Source organism: Arthrobacter sp. TMT4-20 (assembly GCF_054510775.1).
The window spans coordinates 77,289-99,644 of record NZ_JBTNDW010000007.1; the positions used below are offsets into that span (position 1 = coordinate 77,289).

Below are 22,356 nucleotides of genomic sequence, written 5' to 3' on the forward strand. Positions count from 1 at the left end.
ATGTATCGCTGGGACATACGCTCATGCGCATGTACCTCGTCCACACTAGTCACGAGATCGTGCTCAACCCATTTATGACGCTCTACGAAAGGCCGGGCCCATGTGGGTAAGCAGCGCAAAGGTCAAGGAAACGGGTGTTGGCTTCGGGCTCGCCAATACTCACCCGGGCCCCCTCGGTGCCGAAGGCGCGGACCGACAAGGCCCGCTGTTCAGCGAGTCCCGCGAATTCCGGCGTGTTGTCGCCAAGCGCGAGCCAGACGAAGTTTCCCTCGGCGTTGGGCACAGTCCAGCCCAGCTCCCGCAGGCCCTCGACCACCCGGGTCCGCTCATCGACAATCCCCTGGACGCGCTCCCTCACCTCGTCGAAATGCTCCAGGGAGGTCACCGCAGCCTGTTCAGCGATCTGGGAGACTGCAAACGGCACGGCGCTCACCCTGAGATATTGAGTCAGTTCCGGCTGCGAGACGGAGTACCCCACGCGAAGCCCAGCGAGGCCATGCGCCTTGGAGAACGTGCGCAACACCACAACGTTCTGGTGCTCCCGGTACATCGCGAGCCCGTCCACTGCCTCGGCGTCCCTGACAAACTCCTGGTAAGCCTCGTCGATGACGACGACGATATGCGCCGGCACCCGCTGCAGGAACGAGGCGACCTCGGCCGCCTTGAGGATCGGTCCGGTGGGGTTGTTGGGCGTGCACAGCAGGATGACGCGGGTCCTGTCAGTAATTGCCGCAAGCATTGCCTCGAGGTCGTGGGTTCCATCCTGGTTTAGTGGAATCTGCACACCGGCCGCCCCGGCCAGCCCAACGCAAATCGGGTACGCCTCGAATGAGCGCCACGGATAGATCACTTCATCGGCCGCGTCGTAGTCGTTTTGCCCCGCAAACGTGGCCAGGACCTGGTTCAACGCGCCCAGGCTTCCTGCGCCGGCAACAATGTCATCGGCGGGGACGGCGAGGAACGACGCGAGCGCCGTCCGGAGCGCGGTGGTCATCGGGTCTGGATAGCGGTTGATGTGCGTCTGCGACGCGATCGCCGCTAGCACCGACGGTAGCGGTGGGAGGGGGTTCTCATTGGAGGAAAGTTTGTAGCTCTGCAGGCCCTCGACAACGACCGGCGGCTTGCCGGCCGCATAGCGTGGCAGGCGGCCCAACACGCTGCGGGGATGGATTGAAGGTTCCTGTGCCCCGGCGTCGTCGCCCTGGCGCTCTGGTGTAGTCATAGGTCCAGCTTATCGCTGGGCATGGGTTGAGCCTTATGACAGCATTGGGTCATGCTGAAGTTCATTGTGCGTATCCTCATTAATGCGCTGGCGCTTTTCGTCGCGGCCTGGCTTCTTCCAGGCATCGAGGTGGGAGGAGCGGCGTCCAGTGGGGATACCACCGGAGTCGTGTTGTCTTACCTGTTCGTAGGGTTGGTTTTCGGTATCGTCAATGCGCTGGTCCGGCCAATCGTTGCATTGCTGTCCCTCCCGCTCACCATCCTGACGCTCGGTTTGTTCACCGTCATCATCAACGCAGGCATGCTGATGCTAACCGCGTGGCTGACCTCTTTCACCCCAATCCTGTTCTCGGTTGACGATTTCTTCTGGACCGCAGTCCTCGGCTCACTCATCATCAGCGTGGTCTCGATGGTGGCAGGGTCACTCACTGGCACTCGCAGGTAGCTGGGGTCCACCCACCGAGCGGCCCGGCTCAGGGGCCGGACCAGGCGTGAACCGATGTCCCCGTCGCCGCTGGTCAGTCGAGGAGGTACGCCCCTCAACCGATGGGCGGTGGGCTATGAACACATGCCGTTCGGCCGGGACCCGGGTACCGATCGCAGCCCTGAGTGTGGCGACGGTCGCTACCACTGAGGGGTGGCTGCTGGCCTCGACCGCTTCGGCCCCGGCCAGATAGGTGCCCAGCTTGTGCGCTGCGCCCAACCCTTTGTCGCCGTCGGGAATCCCTGCGACCGGATCCCGCAGGGTCACCGTCACCCGGTCGCGTTCGTCGGGATTCGAGGTGCCATCCACCTGATGGACCCAATCGTCGGCATGCTCCAGGTGCAGGTATTGAGCCCCACCGGAGGGTTCCCGGCCGGTGGGAGATCCCGCGGTCAACACCAGCTCAAGCTGGTAGGTTTCAGCGAAGCCCGGGTTCTGGGCAATGTTCGCCGCGTGCATTCCGCCCTGGCTGTAGCCGACGACCATCACCCGGTCCCCCGGGACGGCTCCAGATTCGGCGAGCGCCGCTCCCACTGCCTCGGTGACAAACATGCTGTCGTACTGGACCGCCTCGACGATTCCGGTCGGATCGAAGGGCTGGGTGCTGGCGGTGATGGACGACCCCTGGGTGCCTGGCAGCACTACGACAAACACCGACCCCTCCGGTCCCTGAACTTTCAGCACCTCGAAGGCTCCTGGTCCGTCTGCATTGACCGCCTGGACCCGATCCAATAACGCGGGCACTGAGCCGTCGAGTGTCAGCCCGGCAACAGGCGATAGCCGTTCCACGCTCAACGCACTGGGTTCGGCCAGGTCGCCACCATTGGCGAGGCTGATGGCCCGAGCCAGGTCCCGTTCGACCTCGCCCAGAGCGGTCCTGGCTGCGGCCGAAGCCAGGCGAGCCATAGCCTCGGCCGCTTCGTAGGCCAGTCGGCACGCTTCAACCCGCTGGGCTGTGTCCCGCAGTTCGTCTTCGGCTGCCGCCAGCGCGGTCCGCGCATCGTCAAGGCCGGCGACGGCGCCGACCCCCGCGCCCCGCACGGTCGGGTCCTGCTCTTTGAGAAGCATTTGGAGCCGCCATTGGAGCTCCCCGCACTGCTGGAGGATATCGCTGATGCTGTCGGCCAGGAGCCCGAGCCGTACCGTTCCCTGCCGTAGCTCCGACCATTGGAACCTGATGCTTCCTACTCCACCGTTGACGACGATGCTGGACTCCACCGGTTCCGGTGGTGGGTTGACTGGCAAAAGGTCGCCCGTTGCCCTCATGGCAGCTGCTGCGCCAGGTACCGGTTGTACTCGAAGCTTCTGAGCGTGGCGGCGAACGATTCGACACCGATCGCGGCGTCTCGCAACAGTGCACCGCACAGGCGCACTCCTCCCGCCTGGACCAGAACGTAATCCCGATAGTTCCGGCCCGCCGGTGATTCCCACTCAAGGTCGGCAACCTCCACCATCCGGGACGCCACGTTATCCACCGCGTCAGCCTGGAGCAGGACCAGGGCGCTGAGCGCTACTGCGGTGCCACTGTCGGTCGCCCAGGGCTCGCACGGTAACCCAGCCGCACCGTTCATTGAATCTCCCTGTCTGTCCTAACCGGGGCTGTATCACTCGAACGGTACCCCCGCAGCAGGGCAGCCGTGGGCGAAAGCGTTGCTATGTGAGCTGGCGCAGTGCGCTGGCTGGAGGCGGGGGCAAGTCACACGACAGCAGGCACCCTCCAGATCGTGAAATGATCTGGGTATGGCTGATACTTCCCGAGTAAACCTCGCATCGACTTCAACCCAGTCGGGCGTTCCGCTGGCTCTCGGCCCGCTGGACGGTCGGTACAGCGGTGCCGTGGCGGCCCTGGTCGACTATCTCTCAGAGGCAGCATTGAACCGGGACCGCGTCCATGTGGAGGTGGAGTGGTTGATCCACCTCACCCGCAATGCCGTCCTGCCGGGAACCGCACCCCTGACGTCCGATCAGGAGGCGGCACTCCGGGAGATCGTGACCGGTTTCGACGGAGAATCGGTCGCCGAGCTCGCCGAACTGGAACGGGTGACAGTCCACGATGTCAAAGCGGTGGAGTACTTCATTGGACGCCGGCTCCCCGAGATCGGAATATCGGCCCTCAAACCTCTGGTCCACTTCGGCTGCACCTCGGAGGACATCAACAACCTTTCCTACGCCGTGGGAATCAAGGGTGCCGTCGAGAACGTCTGGCTACCCGCCGCCCGGGCCCTGACTGCCCAGATCTCTGAAATGGCACGCGAGTCGGCAGCCGTACCCATGCTCTCGCGCACCCACGGTCAACCAGCAACTCCGACCACGCTGGGCAAGGAGCTCGCCGTCGTCGCGCACCGGTTGGACCGCCAGCTCAAACGGATCGAACGCACTGAGTACCTTGGCAAGATCAACGGTGCGACCGGCACCTTCGCCGCCCACTACGCCTCCGTTCCCGGTGCCGATTGGCAGCGGGTGTCACGGGATTTCGTCGAGAGGCTGGGGCTGACCTGGAACCCGCTGACCACCCAGATTGAATCCCACGACTGGCAGGCTGAGCTCTACGCGGATGTGGCTCGTTTCAACAGGATCCTGCACAACTTCTGCACCGATGTGTGGAGCTACATTTCGATCGGGTATTTCGCCCAGGTTCCGGTGGAAGGCGCCACCGGGTCCTCCACGATGCCGCACAAGGTGAACCCGATCCGATTCGAGAACGCCGAAGCGAACCTCGAAATCTCCTGTTCCCTGCTGGACGTACTGGGGGCCACCCTGGTCACCTCACGGTGGCAGCGTGACCTCACCGACTCATCCTCGCAGCGGAACATTGGTGTCGCGTTCGGTCACTCGCTGTTGGCACTGTCGAATGTGGCGAAGGGCCTGGAGCGGCTCGACGTCGCTGGTCCAGTGCTGGCCGCTGATCTCGACTCCAACTGGGAAGTACTCGGTGAAGCCGTTCAGATGGTCATGCGGGCCGAGGGCATCGCCGGTGTCCCGGGTATGGATGACCCCTACGAGCGCCTGAAGGAGCTGACCCGTGGACAGCGTGTCGATGGCGCCCGGATGCAGGAGTTCGTTTCCGGCCTGGGGCTTTCAGCCGAGGCGGAGACCCGACTGATGGCATTGACTCCCGCCACCTACACGGGGATCGCTGAACAGCTCGTCGGCCACCTCAGGTAGTACCGACCGAACGACCCCCACAGCGACGGGACGGATGCACCCCGAGGCCCCGGGTCTCATCCGAACTTTCCCCATCATCAACTGCGGTCGGAGGGCCTTTGAGCGGCGTACTGGCGGGCTTCGCGATTGTCGGAGCGGTGATCCTGGCGGGCTATATTGCTGCCCGCCTGCGGATCGGTGGGCCCGAGACCGTAAAGGCTCTCACCCAGACGGCCTTTTTCATCACCAATCCGGCCCTGCTGTTCACCATTCTCGCGGACGCTGACCTTACGTCGGTCCTGTCCGCCTACCTGCCAATCGCGCTCATCACTGCCGTGGTCGCGGCGCTCTTGTATGTAGTGGTGAGCCGGATCTGGTTCCGGCGCCCAGCGGCCGAAACAGTCATCGGTGCGATGGCAGGCTCCTACGTCAACGCCAATAACATCGGCATCCCGATCGCTGTCTACGCGCTGGGCAACGCGACGGCCGTCGCCCCGGTGTTGCTGGTGCAGTTGCTTCTGTTGACTCCGCTCTATCTCACCATTCTTGACCTCTCCTCGGGACGGAAGCCCTCGGTCAAAAACGTTCTGACCCAGCCATTTCGCAACCCGATGATCGTTGCCTCATTCATTGGTTTGGCCGTCGGATGGGCTGACCTCGACGTGCCCCAACTGATCTGGGAACCGCTGGCGCTGCTGGGCGGGGCGGCGGTCCCGCTCGTACTGTTGGCGTTCGGCATGTCGCTGCGGGGGAGCCGCCCGCTGCGTGCCAGCGAGGGCCGCACCGAGGTCATCGTGGCGACCCTCATTAAAACCTTCGTCATGCCCGCGACTGCCTACCTGCTCAGCAACTTCCTGTTTCAGCTGGATGATGAGCTGGTGTTTGGCGCGGTGGTCATGGCCGCCCTGCCCGCCGCCCAGAACGTGTTCCTGTTCGCTGGCCGATACAACCGCGGAATCACTGTCGCGAGGGACGTCATCCTGATTTCGTCGATGCTGTCGGTGCCAGCCCTGATTGTGATTGCCTGGTTGTTGACCTAGCCGCTCGTCGCGTTGGTGAGATGAGCCAGTGAGGTGATGGTCTTGGCCTGGCTGTCCCAGCGCCGTGCCCCCACCACGCTGCCCTCGGGCATGGGTGCGCCGACGACGTCGAGCGCTGCTGCCAGCTGCTCTCCCGGCACCGCGTTCGCGAGCGTAATGTGCGGGATCCACCTGCCGGGCAGCGAGGTGTGCGCCGCGCCAGCCACCGCACCGGCGTCGTGCACTCCGCGATGGAGCATCAGCAGTTCGGCGGTGCAGATCACCTGCCGTGCCAGCACGTAGCCCTTCCGCCCGGCGTTGAACAGCAACATCCCACCGCAGGTGAACGCCAGGGGCAGGTTCAGACCTGCCCCTGTTTGCTCATCCCGATTGCCGGTGATGGCTGGTGCGGCTACGAGGGTGATGTGCGGACGGTTATGTGGAGAACGGTGGGAAGCCCTGCTGGGCAGTCCAGCCGCCTGAAGCGCCTCCCACTCGCGCAGGATGAATTGCTCGGATCCCTCATCGAGCAGCAGTTCAATGCTGTCCACCGCGCGGTTTAGCGCGGCCGGCGGCGGAAGTCCCCGACGCCTTCTGAGCCGTCACCCTCGGTCCTGCCGGTGCGCGGATCGAACTGCGGTCGCTGGTATGCCAGTTCCCCTCCGCTGCGCCCGCCGAATGGCCGCCCATGATCGGCGTACTCCTCACGGAAATAGGCGAGGCACCACTGACCCAGTTGGATGCGCGCCCCGGTCCGGAGCACCGACGGCCCCGAGGGGTTGACGCTGCCGCTGACCGGTCCATGCGGGATGAGTACGTACTCGTCGGCGTCGTTATGCACCACTTCGGCGTGCACGGCGTCCAGGCCGGGCAATACCAGATCGACACCGTCTCCGCTGCCGATCGTGGTGGACACCGGCCCCAGGTTGAACTCCCGTGGCACCTGCCCATTCCAGGTCGCCGAATCCTGGACGAAGATCAGCCGGGCACGCCCGCTGCCGGGCGTGTGGTGGGTGGTGGTCACCCGCCGACGGATCTTCCGGTTCACCGTGGGCACGAGGGGAAACGGGGTCGACGGCGGCAGCAGGTTGGTGGCGTCGGACTTCCCTGAGGCCCGCACGCTTTTGGCCATGGGTTTGAGTGCGCTAAGGGATCCCAGCCGGATGTGGGGTGACCGGGTCAGGAGCCGCTGCGCCCGCGAGACCTTGACGGCGCCGAGGCTTACAAGGTTCCCCTTGGGGCCGGACACTGATACGGCAACGCCCTGGTCAGCGAACGCTTTGGCCAACTCCCGGACGGCGTCGAGGCTGGGAAGGGTAGACCCGCCAAAAGCCTCGGGCGTATCGAGATACACCTCGACGGTCGATCCGTCCGCCTTGACGGTCCCGTTGATGGTTGAGGGGGAGCGGTCCGGCGTTGCTGGTTCGGTCACCGAAAATTCGAGATCGATCTCCAACCGGATCTTTGCGGTCATGGCTCAGCTGCGGTGGGTGTCTGAGCCCGCTGCATCGTTGTCACTGGTTGTGACCCGCAACGTTCCGTTCAGCTTCCATGTGGCGCGAGGGGCGTCGGGACCAATATCCCGGGGTACCTCGACGGTCATGTCGATGAAGCTGTAATTTACGGCTGCGCCCTTGCCGGTGAGGTACGTCCACATTTCCTCGGCAAGATCTGCCCAGTCCCGGATGTTGTGGTGGTCCTGGCTGGCGGGGGAAATGTTTTCGGTCATGAGTGATTCCTTCGTTGGAGCGTGCACTATGACAGACGCCCTCTACCCGTCTGACGCTAACAATCCAACCTTAGTACGACACCCCGAGCGGCAACACCCCCCAAAATCCAATAGCTCACCAAGCTACTGACCACAGTCTGCACTTCCCGCGTTTCCCCTGAAATCGCGACATCACCGGTCATTCCGCTATTGAGTTTCAGCTTTGCGCCGTGCGCTCCTGTTCTTGAGAAAGATCGCTCCGAGGATCCAGCCTCCTAGCGCGGTGACAATCCACACGATCAGAGTTGCGAGCACCCAGGCGGAGACACCTCGAATCTCCAGCCCTCCCTGAAAGAAGGAGGCGACAAAAAGGGCGATCAGCGTGGTCACCAGCCCTATCCCACCCAGGATGGGCGACGCGTACTGTCGCGCGACGTTGAAAACAAATGGCCCCAGGATGCCCTGCGCGAAGGCAAATACCAGAGTGGCGACGATGAAACCCGCAAGCTGCAGAGTCACACCGGGGACAAGCCACGCGGCCAGAAGTAGACCGACGGCCGCAGTAACCAAATTGATGAGGACATGGAACAGAAACCGGATCATGAGCATTTCACTTTCTCTCAGGCTTCTTACCCGCTTCGGTGAGGCCCATCCTGCCACCAAGGTCTCATTCAAGGCTCACCCGTATCGGGTGGTCTCGTCACGACCCGTACGCGATGCAGCCCGCAGCGGTGATGCGCCTATTTGCCCTGCAACCACCGCGCTGCCTCGTTCTGCAGGCGCACCTTCTTGTCGTCGTCGAACTTGTCATAGAGGCTCACCATCATGGAGGACCGTGGATTCCGGCTGAACATCTCGCGGTGATCACTCACGAACTGCCAGTAGAGGGCATCCCAGCTGTCCTGCCACGGGCCCGGTGGAAAATTGCTCATCTTCTTCAGGTAATTGCTGCCACTCACGTAAGGCTTGGTCGTGATCATGTTGCCGGCCGCGAACTGGCTCATCGCGTAAACGTTAGGGACCATCACCCAGTCGTAGGCGTCGATGAACATCGCCATGAACCATTCGTAGACGTCGTCCGGGTGCATCCGCAACAGGGCCATTGCGTTGCCGAGCACCATCAGTCGCTCAATATGATGCGCGTAACTGGTGGCGTCTACTCGCTTGATGACGACGTCGACCGGCTCCAGCCCGGTCTCCCCGGTCCACCAGCCGTCGTCGAGGCGACGCTCAAACCCGAGGGTATTGATGGTGCGCATTTCACGGCCACGCAGCAGGTAGGAGGCGCGCATGTATTCGCGCCACCCGATGACCTGACGGATGAAGCCCTCGACGCTGGCAATTGGTGTGTCATGCCGCGCGGCATGATCCAGGGTCACGTCAACCACTTCCAAGGGGCTGAGCAGACCCAGGTTCAGGCTTGAGCTCAGCACCGAATGGAACAGGAAGGAATCAGGGGCCGAGATGGCGTCCTCATAGGGGCCGAACTTCGTGAACCGGTCATTCAGGAACGCTTCCAGGGCAGCGGCCGCTTCCTGGTGGGTAACAGGCCAGTTGAACCCGGCCGCTGCTCCTGGGTTGTCGGGGAATTCCTGAGCCACCCACTCCAGCGCACTCAGCACCTCATCCGAACGGTCAAACACGGGAAGGTCCGGCAGCGTCATCCCTTTCGGAAGCTTCTTGCGGTTCTCCGAGTCGAAGCTCCAACGCCCACCAATCGGGCTGCCATCGGGCTCGACCAGGATGCCCAGCCGGCGGCGCTGCCACTCGTAGAAGTTCTGCATGCGCCAACCGTTGTCCCTGAAGTAGCCGCTGATGTCTTCACTACTGAGCAGGAAACCGGGGCTGGTTTCGATCTGAGCAGGCAGACCAAGGTCACCGAGGGTCGTGGCGAGCCGCTGGTTCAGCCAGTCGTCGACGACTTCATAGTAGGTACACCGTGTGGCGCCAAGTTCGCCCAGAAGGGCGCCCAGCCGGTCCTGACTCGCCTGGGTTGCTGACGTTTCAAGGTAATCCACAGCGTGACCTGAATCCTTCAGGCGTTGTGCAAAAAGGCGCATGCTCGCCCGGTGCAGGACCAGTTTCTGCTGGTGGAAGCGGTACTGGCGGAAGAAGAGGTCGTCTTCAACCAGAATGAACCGGTGCGACGAGGGGGCCTCCAGGTGCTCTTCGAAGAGCTGGTGGGGGAATACCAACTGAACCTGCATTGCAACTCCTTCGTCCCGCCTGACGTGCATCTGCACCGCTGCAATGCTCGCACATCCGGGGAGTCCTGCGGCTCGGTTGCTAGGCTGAGCCATATGACTCGATTCGCCGTACATGTTGCCTGCGCCGACGGCCGGAGCATCGATACTTTCCAGCTGGACACAACCTCCGAAACGTTGACGACCGGCCAGTCCTTGGCGCTGGGCGTGAAGGTTCAATGCCTCGCGATGCACCCCTCCAGCCGAGTGCTCTACGCCGCTCTCGCCACCTCCCCGCCCTCGGTCACCGCGTTATCCATCGACTCAAGCTCAGGCAGCCTCGCCACGGCTCATAACGCCGATCTGGTTGCCGGGATGGCCTATCTGGGTGTCGACCCATCGGGCAGCCACCTGCTGGGCGCTTCCTACACTGACCACCTGGTCAGTGTGATGAAGCTCGACGGCGACGGCGGGATGGTGCCGGACACTGCCACCTCCGAGGCTCCCGGGGCCCACGCCCACGCCGTCGTCACGAGCCCCGATGGCCGGTTTGCCTACGCCACCGCCCTGGGTGATGACCTCATTGCCTGGTGGGCATTGGACTCGGCCACGGGCACGCTGACTGATCACGGCCAGATTGCCACCCCTGCCGGGAGCGGCCCGCGTCACCTGCGCTTCTCACCGTCGGGCGCGACGCTCTACGCGCTCCACGAAATGTCCGGGGAGATCGCGGCGTTCGCCCGGGACCCCGAGTCTGGCGCCTTGACCGAGCAGCAGCGGATCTCCTCGATTTCCCCCTCACTGAATCTGGTGCCCGGACGGGTCCGGGACGGGTCCGGGCCCGAACCGGCAGCCAACGCCATCTGGTGCGCTGAGCTGCAGGTGTCCCCCGACGGTCGCTTCCTGTACAGCACCGAGCGCACCAGCAGCACCATCGCCGTCGTCGCCGTGGCACCCGATGGCACGCTCTCGCTGGTCGACACGACCCCCACGCAATCCCAGCCTCGCGGGATGAACATCGACCCTACCGGTGGGTTTCTGCTGGCATGCGGGGAGGCCTCGGACGGGATAACCCTGTACGCGATCGACCCGCAGAGCGGACTGCTGCACGAACGCGGGAGCCATGGCTGCTCCCCGGGGCCGCGGTGGATCGAGTTCTCACCGCTGGACTAGCTCCTTCTCGGCCCAGAAAAGTACTGGACCCGCAGCTTCGCGGTGGCGACACCACTTGGCTGCGGCCCGGCCACTTTTCTGAGTCCGTGCCGGGTGTTTTTGAGCCGTGCCGGGCCGATACTCACGATGTGCTGCCTGCTGGACCGTTCACCCGGTAACGGGACTGGACGGCACCGCCGGTCAGGACTTTGGTCTCCTCGTGGGTCAACTGGATGTCGGCGGGAACTGAGCCGAAGAGGGGCTTACCGTCACCGATCAGCACCGGCACCCGAGTGAGCGTCAAAGTGGAAATGAGGCCCTCCGCCAGGAACGTCCGCACCGTTCTGCCGCCGTCAACGTAGACATGCCGGGCGCCGCCGTCGTCGAGCCTCGCCAGTGCCTCGGTGAGGGACCGCACCACCTCGATCCGGGGATCGTCGGACTCAAGGGTGGTGCTGAGCACCAGAACCTTGGTGTCACCGTAGGGCCACTCGCCGAAGGAATTGACGATGTCATAGGTGCTGCGGCCCATCACCATGTGATCGACCAGTTGCATGAAGTCCGAGAACCCTGCCTCCTCCGGATCTGCAGCGTCGCTGGGGCTGTCGGTAAGCCAGTCGAGGTCGTCATCTGTGCGGGCGATCATCCCGTCGACGCTCATTCCGATAAAGACGTGCCCCTGCCACTTTCCTCTTTGCATCAGCTGCTCCCATCGTCAGTTGTCCGGCAGTTTAGTCCTGTCGGCGTTTCACCGTTCCACGACAAAGCGAGCAGGACCTATTGACAGCCACGCCGGGCGGACGGGGAATAGCTCCGCTCTAAGGACGGCTAGTGAGCACTCCCGCGAGGCTGTCCAGCGCCCCCGGCACGAGCGAATAGTAGGCCCACACACCGCGCTTCTCCCGCGTCAGGACGCCGGCATCCACAAGGATCTTCAGGTGATGCGACACGGTCGACTGCCCAAGGTTCAACGGCTCGGTAATATCGCAGACGCACGCCTCGGCGTTCTCGCTCGAGGAGATGATCGACACCATCCGCAGCCGGTTGGGATCAGCGATCGCCTTGAACTGGGCAGCCAACGACGACGCCGTCTCCTCCGACATTGCAGGCTCACCCGTGGGTGTGCAGCAGGCGGTGAGCGCCTCCGGCGTTGTGCTCATGGCTGTAGTCATCCATCTATTATGCACTGACATTGACATTCGTCGATGTCCTGGGAAATACTTCAGGCATCGAAGACCATCGATCCATGCGACCGTCATTCACCACAGTTCAACGGAGCCCCTTGAGTACTCACACCCTTCCCGCCGAAGAAACGGCCGGCAAACTGTCCACCCTCGATCGGCTGCTTCCGGTGTGGATCATCGCCGCCATGGTGGTGGGCATAGCGCTCGGCCAGTTCATCCCCGGCATGGCCGGTGCCCTTGATTCCCTGGCTGTCGGCTCAGTGTCCCTGCCCATCGCCCTCGGCCTCCTGGTGATGATGTATCCGGTGCTGGCAAAGGTTCGCTACGACCAAACCGGCGCCGTGATCAAGGACCGGAAGCTCATGATCACTTCCCTGGTGATCAACTGGGTCGCGGCCCCCGCCTTCATGTTCATCCTGGCCTGGGTCTTCGTCCCCGATCTGCCCGAGTACCGCACCGGCCTGATTATTGTCGGCCTGGCCCGCTGTATCGCCATGGTGATGATCTGGAACGACCTCGCCTGCGGTGACCGTGAGGCGGCGGCCGTTCTCGTCGCCATCAACTCGGTCTTCCAGGTCTTCGCGTTCGGAGCACTGGGCTGGTTCTACCTGCAGGGGCTGCCGAGCCTGCTTGGCCTGCCAACCACCAGCGCAGACTTTTCCTTCTGGGCCATCACCATCAGCGTCCTCATCTTCCTCGGAATACCACTTCTGGCCGGATTCCTGACCCGCACCATCGGCGAACGCACCAAAGGCCGCGACTGGTACGAAGGGAAGTTCCTCCCCAAGCTTGGACCGTGGGCACTCTACGGTCTCCTGTTCACCATCGTGATCCTCTTCGCCCTCCAGGGCGATGAAATCCTCGCCCGGCCGCTCGACGTCGCCCGTATTGCCTTGCCCCTCCTGATCTACTTCCTGGTGGTCTTCGCCGCAGGAATGGTGATCGGCAAGCTCCTGAACCTTGGCTACGCCAAAACCACCACCCTCGCCTTCACCGCCGCTGGCAACAACTTCGAGTTGGCCATCGCCGTCGCCATTGGCACCTACGGGGTCACCAGCGGTCAGGCCCTCGCCGGCGTCGTCGGACCCTTGATTGAAGTTCCAGTTCTTGTTGCACTGGTTTATGTGGCCCTGTGGGCGCGGAAGCGCTTCTTCTCCACCGACTCCCTGACACCATCAAAGGAAACCTCTCATGTCTGATTCATCGACAAAACCCTCAGTCCTCTTCGTCTGCGTCCACAATGCCGGGCGGTCACAGATGGCGGCTGCCTTCCTGACCACACTTTCCGAAGGCCGGATTGAGGTCCGATCGGCAGGCTCGCAGCCAGCCGATTCCATCAACCCGTCGGCAGTCGAGGCCATGCGTGAACTGGGCATCGACATGTCAGCCGAAATCCCCAAGGTCCTGACCGACGACGCCGTCAAGGACTCCGATGTAGTGATCACCATGGGCTGCGGCGACGAATGCCCTTATTTCCCCGGGAAACGGTATGAAGACTGGGTACTGGAAGACCCGGCGGGTAAGGGCGTCGAATCGGTTCGACCCATCCGCGACACCATCAAGGGCCGCGTCGAAGCGCTGATCGCAGAGCTGATCCCCGCATGAGCGGACTCCCAGTCGTCATCATCGGCGCCGGACCGATCGGTCTCGCCGCTGCGGCTCACCTGTTGGAGCGCGGACTGACCCCCCTCATCTTCGAGGCCGGCACGACGCCGGGCGCAGCCATCAGCGACTGGGGCCACATCCGCTTATTCTCACCGTGGCAGTTCAACGTCGACGCCGCCGCCCGACGCCTGCTGGAGCCCACCGGCTGGACCTCGCCGCGGGGAACGGCGCTGCCCTACGGGTCCGAACTGGTCGCCGACTACGTGGCACCGCTCGCCGCCGTCCCGGCCATCGCCGAGGCACTGCACCTGAACTCCCGCGTCGTCGCCGTGACCCGTCAGGGCATGGACAAAACCCGCACCAAGGGCCGCGACACCCAGCCGTTCCTGGTTCGCGTGCAAGGCCCTTACGGGGTCGAGGATCATCTTGCTCACGCCGTCATCGATGCGTCCGGCACCTGGGACCAACCCAACCCTCTCGGCCAGAGTGGACTCCCCGCCCATGGGGAGGCAGAGGCGGCACGGTTCATCACGCACCCCCTCCCCGACGTCACAGGATCCGAGCGGGCACAGTTCGAAGGCAAACGGGTCATGGTGGTCGGTGCCGGTCATTCCGCAGCGAACACCCTGATCGCACTGGGACAGGTGGCCCGGGCATCCGAGTCCACCACCCTCATCTGGGCAGTCCGCGGCACCGGCTCCGCTGAACGGCTCTACGGGGGCGGCGACCTTGACGGCCTCCCAGCCCGCGGCCAGCTCGGCTCCCGGCTGCGCAAACTGGTCGACGACGGCGTAGTGGAGCTCAAAACGAACTTCACCATCAGCAGCTTCTCAACCGGTGACACCCTGACTGTCCACACCATCGATGACTCAGTCGAGGTGGACCTGCTGATTCCAGCGACCGGCTTCCGGCCAGATCTCGGCATCCTTCGCGAACTTCGTCTGGAATTGGACCCAGCGGTCGAGGCACCGCGCGCATTGGGGCCACTGATTGATCCCGAGTTCCACAGCTGCGGAACGGTCCCCGCTCACGGCGCCAAGGAGCTCGCCCACCCCGACAAGGACTTCTATCTGGTCGGGATGAAGAGCTACGGCCGTGCTCCCACTTTCCTGCTGGCCACCGGCTACGAGCAGGTGCGGTCAGTGGTCGCAGCAATCGCAGGAGATACGGCAGCCTCAGAGGATGTCCAACTGGAACTGCCGGAAACGGGAGTGTGCAGCACCGACCTGGGGGGCTCCTGTGATGCCCCCGCCCCCGCTGCTGAAGCAGCGGCAGACAGCTGCTGCAGCACACCGCAGCTCGTGACCGTAGGAGTTCCTACTGGAACGGCGCACGGCCGCTCCAACGATCCTGACTACTGACCACCAAGGAGCAATGATGTCCACCAAGCCCGACCCGATGCCCGGATTGATCAACGACGAACACGTCCTACACCGGATTAGCGGTGAACTGGCTGGCAGGTTTGATGGCGTCTTCACCCCGGAGATGGTGGATCGGTACGTCTTCGAGTCCTACACAGCTCTCGCCCGCACGGCAAAGATCAAAACCTATCTCGCCTCCATCACCAAGCACTTCGCTGAGGACCGACTCAACGCCCTCGCCCATTCCCAGGGCATTCGTCCCAGCGGAAAAGCCGAGGTGCTGTTCGTCTGTGTGCAGAATGCCGGACGCTCACAAATGGCGGCTGGGCTGCTCAGACATTACGGAGAAGGTCGGATCAATGTCCGTTCCGCGGGATCCATGCCCGCCGAACAGCTCAACGTCAACGTGGTCAATTCCATGAAGGAACTCGGTATAGATCTCGGTGCCGACTTCCCCAAGCCCCTCACCGATGACGTGGTGCGTGCAGCCGACGTCGTCATCACCATGGGCTGCGGCGATACCTGCCCTATCTACCCCGGAAAACGCTATGAGGACTGGCAGGTTGAGGATCCCGCTGATCTCGATGCGACGGGTGTTGAACGGGTACGGAACGACCTGGACGAGCGGGTCCGGAAACTCGCCGCCGAACTGTTGGACCAGTAGGCCAGGTCAGGCGCCCCGACGCTGGGGCGCCTGAAGAAGGTCAACCAGCTCCAGGAGTTGCTCCATTTCATCCGCGGATCGTTGATCCGCGCCGCTGCCCGCAAAGAAGGCCGCGTCATAGTAGAGGCCGTCACCCATCAGCTTCACTGCACGGGCCACCGGATGGCTCCCTAGTGCCAACTCAAGTGCCTCGAGCCACAAAGACTGGATCTGGGCGAAGTTTTGCTGTGCCTTCGGGTGCCCCTGCTGGGCCAGTCGCGCCATCGCCACAAGCGCGCGATCCAAAGCGCTGTCTTCATAGACAGAGGTCCGGACGTAGTAGCGTGCCGCACCGTCGGGGTCGGCGGCCATCAGCTCCCGGTCCCGTGCGGAAAGAGCGAGTAGCCGCTCCCCCAACGCATCGACCAACGCCTCCTTCGACGGAAAGTGGTATAGCAGACCGCCCTTGGACACGTCAGCTGAGGCGGCCACCGCCTCCATGGTGGCAGCCCGCTCCCCGTCGCGGATAAGGATGTTTTCGAAACTGTCGAGGATGCGCTCTTTGGAACTGGCCATGCATTCATCGTAACGGTGCTTCAAATTTTACTGTACCGGCTGGACGGTATAGCCTCGAGTGATGAGCACATCGACCTACTTCACCGAGCCGTCAACCGGAGCGGCAGCACAGCACCCCGCTCCCGGCCGGGCGGGGAGGCGCGAGTGGACCGCCCTTGTTGTTCTAATGCTGCCCGTCCTGTTGGTTGCGGTAGACAACACGGTGCTCGCTTTCGCGACCCCCGCCATCTCCCTGGCCTTCAACACCAGCGGCACCACCCTGCTGTGGATCATCGATAGCTATCCCCTGGTCCTGGCGGGGCTACTGGTCGCAATGGGCAGCTTCGGCGACCGTTTCGGCCGCCGAAAGCTCCTCATCATCGGCGCCATTGGCTTTGCCGTCTTCTCGGTCGCCGCCGCCTACTCGCCCACGGCAGAACTACTCGTCGCATCCCGGGTGGGCCTTGGCGTCTTCGGCGCCATGCTGATGCCCTCGACCCTCTCCTTGCTGCGGAACATCTTCACCGATCGCAACCAGCGCCGTCTAGCTATCGCTATCTGGGCCGCCGGGTTCTCGGCCGGCGCAGCCATGGGACCGCTAGTCGGCGGCGCACTTCTTGAACACTTCTGGTGGGGGTCAGTATTCCTACTGGCCGTCCCGGTACTGGTGCTGATGCTGGCGCTCACCCCGGCGCTGGTTCCGGAATCGAAGGACCCCAACCCGGGGCGGGTGGACTACTTGAGCATCGTTCTCTCCGTGACCACCATGCTGCCCATCGTCTTCGCGATCAAAAACTTCGCGAAGGGGGACTCGGTGACGGTCACCGTCGCCGCCGTCGTCATCGGACTTACGGCGGGCACGCTGTTCACCAGGCGCCAGCTCAGCCGATCGAACCCCATGCTCGACGTGCGGCTGTTCACGGTGCGCGCCTTCACGGGGGCGGTGCTGGTAAATCTGCTGGCGATCTTCTCCCTGGTGGGGTTCATCTACTTCGTGTCGCAGCACCTGCAGCTGGTCCTTGGGCTGAGCCCCTTGAACGCGGGCCTGGTTCTGGTTCCCGGCCTGGTAATGACGATCATTGCGGGACTCACGGTGGTTCCCATCGTCCGCCGGGTGCCACCGCGCGTAGTTGTACCCATCGCCTTGCTGCTATCCGCCGCAGCGTACGCCTTCGTGGCGGTCACCGGTCAGGGTGGGTCGGCCGCCATCTTGTTGTTCGCGTTCATGCTGCTTGGTGTGGGTGTCGGTGCATCCGAGACGGTGTCCAACGACCTGATCCTCGCAACGGTGCCCGCAGAAAAGGCCGGGGCGGCGTCAGCAGTATCCGAAACCGCCTACGAGGTTGGTTCGGTATTCGGCACGGCCCTGCTGGGTAGCGTGCTGCTCGCGTCCTACCAGCGCAACCTGGTCCTTCCGGAGGGCTTGAGCCCGGATCAGGTGACCACCGCGACCGAAACACTGGGCGGCGCGGTGAATTTGGCCGCCGCGCTACCGGCCGACGGCGGCAGTCGGCTGCTCGAGTCGGCTTTCCACGCCTTCGACAGCGGAGTGGTGCTCACCTCAAGTATTGGGGCAGCGCTCATGCTGTTCGCAGCCGCGTTGGCCCTGTGGAGCCTGCGGCGCGCTTAAGAAACCGCGGGCGTACGTGGGGAGTATGCCTTCCCACGTACGCCCGGCAGATTCGCTCCCGGCAACCCTAGGCCGAAGGGGTGATGCCACCGGAGCAGGCAGCGCCCGGCTCAAGGGTCTGCTCGCCCTGAATGTACCGCTCCAGGAAGACCGCGAGACGGTCGTCGTCGGCGGTGTCAACGCCGAGCTGTAGGCCCCAGGCACTCGCGGCAATGGGCGACTCCTGATCGGCGTAAGGGCTGAGCAGGACGTACCCACTGGACCCCACGAGGTCGGTCAGGGCATCAATTTCGTCCTGAGGCAGATCGGGCTGATAGGTGATCCATACGGCACCGTGCTCCATCGAGTGGACGGTGTTCTCGTTGGGAAGCTCCGAGGTGTAGACGCCGCAGTTGGTCCAGACGGCGTTGTGATCTCCGCCCACGGGTGGAGACTGCTCGTACTCAACAGGGGCGTCGACGTGGTTGTTCGTCAGGCCATCAAATTCCTGGAGGCCTTCGATGGGCTGGCTGGCGAGCGCTTCGATGCGCTGGTTCTCCTGCACCTGACCCACAATCACAATGGTCACCGCGACAATGATCGCCACGACCACCGCGCCGATGCCACCAAGGATCAAAGTGGTGCGCTTGCGGTCGCTGGCGCGCTGCTTGGACTGGATGGCAGCCAACCGCGCCTGGCGGTCGGCATTGTCCTGGGCTCGCTTCTTGTTCAACGCGTAAATCCTTTTTCCTTGAGTGTGTTTGAAACAAATGTACCGTCGGTGCTGCTAGAGCTTGTCCAGCATGTCTTCCATTGCAGTGATTTCGGCGACCTGGGCTACAGCCATCTTCTCGGCAGCACCTTTCACCCGGGGCTCCTGGGCAAGTTCCGCGCCTGCCTGCGCCATCTCGGCGCCTGCCTCATGGTGGGTGATCATCAGCGTCAGGAAAATCCGCTCTGCCTCGACTCCCGAAGCATCAGCAAGTTCCTGCAGCTGCTCGGCGGTAGCCATCCCAGGCATCAGGCCGTTCGGCTCCAACATGCTTCCACCGGTGTGATGATCCATTGACCCTGCCATCCAGGCCATATTGGGCGCGGAGGAACTTTGGGGCAGCCCCCACTCTTCCAGCCAGGCATACATCTGACCGATCTGGTGCTGCTGCGTCATCGCAATGTCATACGCAATGGTGCGCACCACCTCGTCATCGGTCCGGTCTCGCACCAACCGCGACATTTCGACCGCCTGGGTGTGATGAATCTGCATGTCGCGGGCAAAACCAGCATCGGCGCTGGTGCCGGACGGATGGTCGGTGCCGGTACCGATCCGGCCAGCAACAAAAGCAAGGACAAATAGCGAGACCAGCAGCGCTCCGGCCAGAACAATGAGCAGGCGCTTCTGCCACGTCTCGAGGTGCAGGGTCATCTATCTTTTTTCCTTGTTTTCCAGGTGCTGGCGGTGGTTCCTTCTTCTCTAACGTATTGCATCAGGCTCGACGTTCCCTGAACGAACATGAAGATACCCCCCTAGGGTACTTGAAATATACCGGTAGGGGGTATATGTTCGATGAAGAACGAGGAGGATCAATGAGTGACACCACCATCGAACACGGCTATACAGCGGACAAGGACGCCTATCTTCGGCGCCTGAGGCGGATCGAGGGCCAGGTCCGCGGGATCGCCCGGATGATTGAGGAAGACAAGTACTGCATTGACGTCCTCACCCAGGTGTCGGCGATCAACAAGGCCCTCCATGCGGTCAGCATGGGGCTCCTTGAGGAGCATATTGCCCATTGCGTGGTGGGCGCCGCCAACGAGTCCCAACTCACGGGCAACCCCGAAATTGTCCAGGAAAAAGTCCAGGAAGCCTCGGCAGCGATCAGTCGCCTGCTGAGGTAGCAAACCCCCAACACCCAAGGAGTACACCCATGAGCACCACCACCGTCAGCATTTCAGGCATGACCTGCGGCCACTGCGTTGATTCGGTCAGCGAAGAAATCAGCGCCCTCGACGGCGTCCAGAGCGTCACCGTCGACCTCAACAAGGGTGGCGTCTCCACCGCCACCGTGACCTCCGACGGCGACCTCGACCCCGACCAGATCGGCGAAGCGGTAGCCGAAGCCGGCTACCTCGTTGTCGCCAACGACGCCTAGGCGCAACAGCGCCTAACTCCAGCAGTTCGACTTACTAGCATCACCAAGGACCCCCATGAGCACCGATCAGCTGTCCACCTCTCCACCGACCAGGATTGTCGAACTCGATATCCAGGGCATGACCTGCGCGTCCTGTGTGGGACGGGTGGAGCGCAAACTCGGGAAGCTTGAAGGAGTCCAGGCGAGTGTGAATCTGCCGCTGGAGTCCGCCACCGTCACAGTCCCCGAGAACATATCGGATCAGGACATCGTGGACACGGTCCATGCGACCGGGTACACCGCCCAACTGAAGCGGCCGGCCCACAGCTCCCCTGGCGACCCAGCACTGGACGGCACGGACCCGGTGCACTCCGATCACGTGTCACACGGGGGGACCGCCGCGCAATTGCGGCCGCGGCTAATTGTTGCGGCGCTGCTCACGGTGCCGGTCGCCGTCATTTCCATGGTGCCCGCGGCGCAGTTCCCCCACTGGGGGTGGCTGGTTTTCGCTCTCACCCTGCCCGTGGTCACCTGGTCTGCCTGGTCATTCCACCGGGCGGCCGCCATCAACGCCCGCCATCTCTCTTCCACAATGGACACCCTGGTCTCGATCGGCGTCACGGCCGCGTTCCTCTTCTCGGCCTGGCAGCTCCTGGCCGACCCCTCGATCACCGAACACGCCGGTATGGCCATGAGTGATCACGCCCTGTACTTCGAGGTGGCGGCCGTCGTAGTCACTTTCCTGCTGCTGGGCCGCTACCTGGAAGCGAACGCCAAGCAGCGCGCAGGGGAGGCACTCAAAGCGCTCCTCAGCCTCGGAGCCAAGGAGGCGACAGTGCTCCGCGATCAGGATGGGCGTCGCGTGGAGGTCAAAGTGCCCGCCGACTCCCTCGTGCACGGCGACCAGTTCGTTGTGCGGCCCGGAGAGAAAATCGCCACCGACGGCGTCGTGATCGATGGGGCGAGTGCTGTTGACACCTCGCTGATCACGGGCGAGTCAATGCCGGTGGATGTCGGTGTTGACGACGTCGTCACCGGCGCCACCATCAACACTTCGGGACGCCTGATTATCCGGGCCACCCGGGTAGGCAGCGAAACCACCCTCGCCCAAATGGGACGGCTGGTCAGCCAGGCGCAAAGCGGCAAGGCACCGATTGCCCGCCTGGCGGACCGGATCAGCGCCGTATTCGTGCCGATTGTGTTGGTTATTGCCGTCCTGACCTTTGTCGGGTGGATGGTCCTTACCGGCGACCTTCAATCGGCTTTCACTGCCGCGGTCGCCGTCCTTGTGATCGCCTGCCCGTGTGCGCTGGGCCTGGCCACACCGACGGCCCTGCTGACCGGTTCGGGTCGCGGCGCCCAGCTGGGCATCCTGATTCGCGGCCCTCAGGTCCTGGAAGACACCCGGACCGTCGACACCATCGTGTTGGACAAGACCGGCACCGTCACCACGGGCAAACTGGCCGTGACCGACGTCGTCGTGCTTGGGGCACTCGACCGCACGCGTGTCCTGGCCCTGGCTGGCGCCGTCGAGGCGGCCAGCGAGCACCCGATTGCCCAGGCGATCGCGGCTGCTGCCCCTGGGCATCCTTCGGTGACGGGGTTCAGCAGTTCAGCGGGCGGCGGAGTCCGGGGCGCCGTCGACGACGGCGGACGGGAGGTCACGGTGGTTGCTGGGCGCTCGGGCTGGTTGGAGGAGAACGGCGTCGTCATCAGCGAGGAGCATCTGGCCGAACTGCAGGACCAGCAGAATGCAGGTTCCACCGCCATCTGGGTGGCAGTGGACGGCCGCGTCGCCGGGCTGGTGTCCCTGAAGGATACGGTCAAGGAATCGTCGGCGGCCGCCATCACACGGCTCAAGGAACTGGGTCTCCGGCCCATCCTGCTGACCGGCGACAACGCTGCAGTTGCCCGGAGGGTGGCCGAGCAGGTCGGCATTGCCCCCGACGACGTCCTCGCCGGGATACTGCCCGAGGGGAAGGTCCAGGCGATCCAGAAACTTCAGGCCGAGGGGGCCACGGTGGCCATGGCCGGCGACGGAGTCAACGACGCCGCAGCGCTGGCCCAGGCCGATCTTGGCATCGCGATGGGCTCCGGCACTGACGTGGCTATCGAGGCAGCCGACCTGACCGTGATGGGGAACAGCCTGGAGCAGGTGGCCCAGGCCATCGAGCTCTCACGGATCACCCTGCGCACCATCAAGACCAACCTGTTCTGGGCCTTCTTCTACAACACCATTGGAATCCCGGTGGCGGCCCTCGGCTTCCTCAACCCCATGGTCGCCGGCGCGGCGATGGCCGCGAGTTCGGTGCTGGTAGTGGCCAACTCGCTCCGGCTGCGCAGGTTCGGCAAGTAACGG

25 protein-coding genes are annotated in these 22,356 nt (G+C 63.5%); 12 read left to right on the forward strand and 13 right to left on the reverse strand.

Going from position 1 to position 22,356, the window contains the following annotated elements:
• Positions 1 to 82: 82 nt before the first annotated feature.
• Complete coding sequence (locus ACX80Z_RS08515) at positions 83 to 1,222, reverse strand: histidinol-phosphate transaminase (protein ID WP_459315565.1); 1,140 nt, start codon at positions 1,220 to 1,222, stop codon at positions 83 to 85.
• Positions 1,223 to 1,273: 51 nt separating this feature from the next.
• Here ACX80Z_RS08515 and ACX80Z_RS08520 point away from each other — a divergent pair, with 51 nt between their 5' ends.
• Positions 1,274 to 1,666, forward strand: coding sequence for a phage holin family protein (locus tag ACX80Z_RS08520; RefSeq protein WP_019482135.1), 393 nt, complete (start codon positions 1,274 to 1,276; stop codon positions 1,664 to 1,666).
• Here ACX80Z_RS08520 and ACX80Z_RS08525 read toward each other — a convergent pair.
• Positions 1,643 to 2,971 carry a hypothetical protein gene (locus ACX80Z_RS08525; protein WP_459315566.1) on the reverse strand — a complete coding sequence of 443 codons (1,329 nt, stop codon included), beginning with the start codon at positions 2,969 to 2,971 and terminating at the stop codon, positions 1,643 to 1,645. The two genes, ACX80Z_RS08520 and ACX80Z_RS08525, sit on opposite strands and share 24 nt — an antisense overlap.
• Positions 2,968 to 3,276 (reverse strand): hypothetical protein, encoded by a 309-nt coding sequence (locus ACX80Z_RS08530; RefSeq protein ID WP_024476001.1) that lies wholly within the window; start codon positions 3,274 to 3,276, stop codon positions 2,968 to 2,970. Before ACX80Z_RS08530 ends, ACX80Z_RS08525 begins: the two co-directional genes overlap by 4 nt.
• Positions 3,277 to 3,445: 169 nt before the next feature.
• Between ACX80Z_RS08530 and purB the strand changes: the two genes are divergently transcribed.
• Positions 3,446 to 4,870, forward strand: a complete 1,425-nt coding sequence (gene purB / locus ACX80Z_RS08535) for an adenylosuccinate lyase (protein ID WP_459315567.1) — start codon at positions 3,446 to 3,448, stop codon at positions 4,868 to 4,870.
• A gap of 98 nt (positions 4,871 to 4,968) precedes the next feature.
• Positions 4,969 to 5,889 carry an AEC family transporter gene (locus ACX80Z_RS08540; RefSeq protein ID WP_019482131.1) on the forward strand — a complete coding sequence of 307 codons (921 nt, stop codon included), beginning with the start codon at positions 4,969 to 4,971 and terminating at the stop codon, positions 5,887 to 5,889.
• Here ACX80Z_RS08540 and ACX80Z_RS08545 read toward each other — a convergent pair.
• From ACX80Z_RS08545 to ACX80Z_RS08565, 5 genes are all read right to left on the reverse strand, one after another.
• Positions 5,886 to 6,419, reverse strand: a complete 534-nt coding sequence (locus tag ACX80Z_RS08545) for a 2'-5' RNA ligase family protein (protein ID WP_019482130.1) — start codon at positions 6,417 to 6,419, stop codon at positions 5,886 to 5,888. The two genes, ACX80Z_RS08540 and ACX80Z_RS08545, sit on opposite strands and share 4 nt — an antisense overlap.
• 8 nt (positions 6,420 to 6,427) lie before the next feature.
• Complete coding sequence (locus tag ACX80Z_RS08550; protein ID WP_024475998.1) at positions 6,428 to 7,342, reverse strand: FHA domain-containing protein; 915 nt, start codon at positions 7,340 to 7,342, stop codon at positions 6,428 to 6,430.
• Positions 7,343 to 7,345: 3 nt separating this feature from the next.
• Entirely contained in the window at positions 7,346 to 7,597 is a 252-nt protein-coding gene (locus tag ACX80Z_RS08555) for a hypothetical protein (protein WP_019482128.1), read from the reverse strand.
• Positions 7,598 to 7,783: 186 nt separating this feature from the next.
• Positions 7,784 to 8,185 carry a phage holin family protein gene (locus ACX80Z_RS08560; RefSeq protein WP_019482127.1) on the reverse strand — a complete coding sequence of 134 codons (402 nt, stop codon included), beginning with the start codon at positions 8,183 to 8,185 and terminating at the stop codon, positions 7,784 to 7,786.
• A 131-nt stretch (positions 8,186 to 8,316) separates the two neighbouring features.
• A complete protein-coding gene (locus ACX80Z_RS08565) occupies positions 8,317 to 9,783 on the reverse strand; it encodes a cryptochrome/photolyase family protein (RefSeq protein ID WP_459315568.1) in 1,467 nt (488 codons plus the stop codon).
• Between the two features lie 93 nt (positions 9,784 to 9,876).
• Between ACX80Z_RS08565 and ACX80Z_RS08570 the strand changes: the two genes are divergently transcribed.
• Complete coding sequence (locus tag ACX80Z_RS08570; RefSeq protein WP_459315569.1) at positions 9,877 to 10,932, forward strand: lactonase family protein; 1,056 nt, start codon at positions 9,877 to 9,879, stop codon at positions 10,930 to 10,932.
• Positions 10,933 to 11,053: 121 nt separating this feature from the next.
• Here the strand turns inward: ACX80Z_RS08570 and ACX80Z_RS08575 are convergent, their stop codons facing one another.
• Complete coding sequence (locus tag ACX80Z_RS08575) at positions 11,054 to 11,611, reverse strand: dihydrofolate reductase family protein (protein WP_459315570.1); 558 nt, start codon at positions 11,609 to 11,611, stop codon at positions 11,054 to 11,056.
• 118 nt (positions 11,612 to 11,729) lie between these two features.
• Entirely contained in the window at positions 11,730 to 12,083 is a 354-nt protein-coding gene (locus ACX80Z_RS08580) for an ArsR/SmtB family transcription factor (RefSeq protein WP_459303552.1), read from the reverse strand.
• 110 nt (positions 12,084 to 12,193) lie between these two features.
• On the opposite strand from ACX80Z_RS08580, the gene arsB reads away from it, so the two are divergent.
• From arsB to ACX80Z_RS08600, 4 genes are read left to right on the forward strand one after another with little or no spacing between them, the layout of a single operon-like run.
• On the forward strand, positions 12,194 to 13,294 hold the full coding sequence (gene arsB, locus ACX80Z_RS08585) for an ACR3 family arsenite efflux transporter (RefSeq protein ID WP_116778003.1): 1,101 nt from the start codon (positions 12,194 to 12,196) through the stop codon (positions 13,292 to 13,294).
• Positions 13,287 to 13,700 (forward strand): arsenate reductase ArsC, encoded by a 414-nt coding sequence (locus tag ACX80Z_RS08590; RefSeq protein ID WP_019482121.1) that lies wholly within the window; start codon positions 13,287 to 13,289, stop codon positions 13,698 to 13,700. Before arsB ends, ACX80Z_RS08590 begins: the two co-directional genes overlap by 8 nt.
• Positions 13,697 to 15,061: an NAD(P)-binding domain-containing protein gene (locus ACX80Z_RS08595; RefSeq protein WP_459315571.1), complete on the forward strand. Its 1,365-nt coding sequence runs from the start codon at positions 13,697 to 13,699 to the stop codon at positions 15,059 to 15,061. The genes ACX80Z_RS08590 and ACX80Z_RS08595 overlap by 4 nt, the downstream gene beginning before the upstream one ends.
• Before the next feature lie 13 nt (positions 15,062 to 15,074).
• Entirely contained in the window at positions 15,075 to 15,725 is a 651-nt protein-coding gene (locus tag ACX80Z_RS08600; protein WP_459315572.1) for an arsenate reductase ArsC, read from the forward strand.
• Between the two features lie 6 nt (positions 15,726 to 15,731).
• On the opposite strand, the gene ACX80Z_RS08605 is transcribed toward ACX80Z_RS08600, so the two are convergent.
• Positions 15,732 to 16,280 carry a TetR/AcrR family transcriptional regulator gene (locus ACX80Z_RS08605; RefSeq protein WP_019482118.1) on the reverse strand — a complete coding sequence of 183 codons (549 nt, stop codon included), beginning with the start codon at positions 16,278 to 16,280 and terminating at the stop codon, positions 15,732 to 15,734.
• Positions 16,281 to 16,341: 61 nt separating this feature from the next.
• Between ACX80Z_RS08605 and ACX80Z_RS08610 the strand changes: the two genes are divergently transcribed.
• Positions 16,342 to 17,889: an MFS transporter gene (locus ACX80Z_RS08610; RefSeq protein ID WP_459315573.1), complete on the forward strand. Its 1,548-nt coding sequence runs from the start codon at positions 16,342 to 16,344 to the stop codon at positions 17,887 to 17,889.
• A 67-nt stretch (positions 17,890 to 17,956) separates the two neighbouring features.
• On the opposite strand, the gene ACX80Z_RS08615 is transcribed toward ACX80Z_RS08610, so the two are convergent.
• Together ACX80Z_RS08615 and ACX80Z_RS08620 are read right to left on the reverse strand one after the other, a co-directional pair.
• Positions 17,957 to 18,601 (reverse strand): DUF3105 domain-containing protein, encoded by a 645-nt coding sequence (locus ACX80Z_RS08615; protein WP_024475625.1) that lies wholly within the window; start codon positions 18,599 to 18,601, stop codon positions 17,957 to 17,959.
• 54 nt (positions 18,602 to 18,655) lie between these two features.
• On the reverse strand, positions 18,656 to 19,291 hold the full coding sequence (locus tag ACX80Z_RS08620) for a DUF305 domain-containing protein (protein WP_019482115.1): 636 nt from the start codon (positions 19,289 to 19,291) through the stop codon (positions 18,656 to 18,658).
• A 161-nt stretch (positions 19,292 to 19,452) separates the two neighbouring features.
• Here ACX80Z_RS08620 and ACX80Z_RS08625 point away from each other — a divergent pair, with 161 nt between their 5' ends.
• Genes ACX80Z_RS08625 through ACX80Z_RS08635 form a run of 3 tightly spaced genes read left to right on the forward strand, consistent with a single transcriptional unit; the run spans position 19,453 to position 22,353 of the window.
• Complete coding sequence (locus tag ACX80Z_RS08625) at positions 19,453 to 19,764, forward strand: metal-sensitive transcriptional regulator (RefSeq protein WP_019482114.1); 312 nt, start codon at positions 19,453 to 19,455, stop codon at positions 19,762 to 19,764.
• 29 nt (positions 19,765 to 19,793) lie between these two features.
• On the forward strand, positions 19,794 to 20,018 hold the full coding sequence (locus ACX80Z_RS08630; RefSeq protein ID WP_019482113.1) for a heavy-metal-associated domain-containing protein: 225 nt from the start codon (positions 19,794 to 19,796) through the stop codon (positions 20,016 to 20,018).
• A gap of 55 nt (positions 20,019 to 20,073) precedes the next feature.
• On the forward strand, positions 20,074 to 22,353 hold the full coding sequence (locus tag ACX80Z_RS08635) for a heavy metal translocating P-type ATPase (RefSeq protein WP_459315574.1): 2,280 nt from the start codon (positions 20,074 to 20,076) through the stop codon (positions 22,351 to 22,353).
• Positions 22,354 to 22,356: the final 3 nt, after the last annotated feature.

What these genes read in the sequence shown, in the direction of transcription:
- ACX80Z_RS08515 (WP_459315565.1), bottom strand. Translation starts at nt 1,222, where the DNA reads ATGACTACACCAGAGCGCCAGGGCGACGACGCCGGGGCACAGGAACCT.
- ACX80Z_RS08520 (WP_019482135.1), top strand. Translation starts at nt 1,274, where the DNA reads ATGCTGAAGTTCATTGTGCGTATCCTCATTAATGCGCTGGCGCTTTTC.
- ACX80Z_RS08525 (WP_459315566.1), bottom strand. Translation starts at nt 2,971, where the DNA reads ATGAGGGCAACGGGCGACCTTTTGCCAGTCAACCCACCACCGGAACCG.
- ACX80Z_RS08530 (WP_024476001.1), bottom strand. Translation starts at nt 3,276, where the DNA reads ATGAACGGTGCGGCTGGGTTACCGTGCGAGCCCTGGGCGACCGACAGT.
- purB (WP_459315567.1), top strand. Translation starts at nt 3,446, where the DNA reads ATGGCTGATACTTCCCGAGTAAACCTCGCATCGACTTCAACCCAGTCG.
- ACX80Z_RS08550 (WP_024475998.1), bottom strand. Translation starts at nt 7,342, where the DNA reads ATGACCGCAAAGATCCGGTTGGAGATCGATCTCGAATTTTCGGTGACC.
- ACX80Z_RS08555 (WP_019482128.1), bottom strand. Translation starts at nt 7,597, where the DNA reads ATGACCGAAAACATTTCCCCCGCCAGCCAGGACCACCACAACATCCGG.
- ACX80Z_RS08560 (WP_019482127.1), bottom strand. Translation starts at nt 8,185, where the DNA reads ATGCTCATGATCCGGTTTCTGTTCCATGTCCTCATCAATTTGGTTACT.
- ACX80Z_RS08565 (WP_459315568.1), bottom strand. Translation starts at nt 9,783, where the DNA reads ATGCAGGTTCAGTTGGTATTCCCCCACCAGCTCTTCGAAGAGCACCTG.
- ACX80Z_RS08570 (WP_459315569.1), top strand. Translation starts at nt 9,877, where the DNA reads ATGACTCGATTCGCCGTACATGTTGCCTGCGCCGACGGCCGGAGCATC.
- ACX80Z_RS08575 (WP_459315570.1), bottom strand. Translation starts at nt 11,611, where the DNA reads ATGCAAAGAGGAAAGTGGCAGGGGCACGTCTTTATCGGAATGAGCGTC.
- ACX80Z_RS08580 (WP_459303552.1), bottom strand. Translation starts at nt 12,083, where the DNA reads ATGACTACAGCCATGAGCACAACGCCGGAGGCGCTCACCGCCTGCTGC.
- ACX80Z_RS08590 (WP_019482121.1), top strand. Translation starts at nt 13,287, where the DNA reads ATGTCTGATTCATCGACAAAACCCTCAGTCCTCTTCGTCTGCGTCCAC.
- ACX80Z_RS08595 (WP_459315571.1), top strand. Translation starts at nt 13,697, where the DNA reads ATGAGCGGACTCCCAGTCGTCATCATCGGCGCCGGACCGATCGGTCTC.
- ACX80Z_RS08600 (WP_459315572.1), top strand. Translation starts at nt 15,075, where the DNA reads ATGATGTCCACCAAGCCCGACCCGATGCCCGGATTGATCAACGACGAA.
- ACX80Z_RS08605 (WP_019482118.1), bottom strand. Translation starts at nt 16,280, where the DNA reads ATGGCCAGTTCCAAAGAGCGCATCCTCGACAGTTTCGAAAACATCCTT.
- ACX80Z_RS08610 (WP_459315573.1), top strand. Translation starts at nt 16,342, where the DNA reads ATGAGCACATCGACCTACTTCACCGAGCCGTCAACCGGAGCGGCAGCA.
- ACX80Z_RS08620 (WP_019482115.1), bottom strand. Translation starts at nt 19,291, where the DNA reads ATGACCCTGCACCTCGAGACGTGGCAGAAGCGCCTGCTCATTGTTCTG.
- ACX80Z_RS08625 (WP_019482114.1), top strand. Translation starts at nt 19,453, where the DNA reads ATGAGTGACACCACCATCGAACACGGCTATACAGCGGACAAGGACGCC.
- ACX80Z_RS08630 (WP_019482113.1), top strand. Translation starts at nt 19,794, where the DNA reads ATGAGCACCACCACCGTCAGCATTTCAGGCATGACCTGCGGCCACTGC.
- ACX80Z_RS08635 (WP_459315574.1), top strand. Translation starts at nt 20,074, where the DNA reads ATGAGCACCGATCAGCTGTCCACCTCTCCACCGACCAGGATTGTCGAA.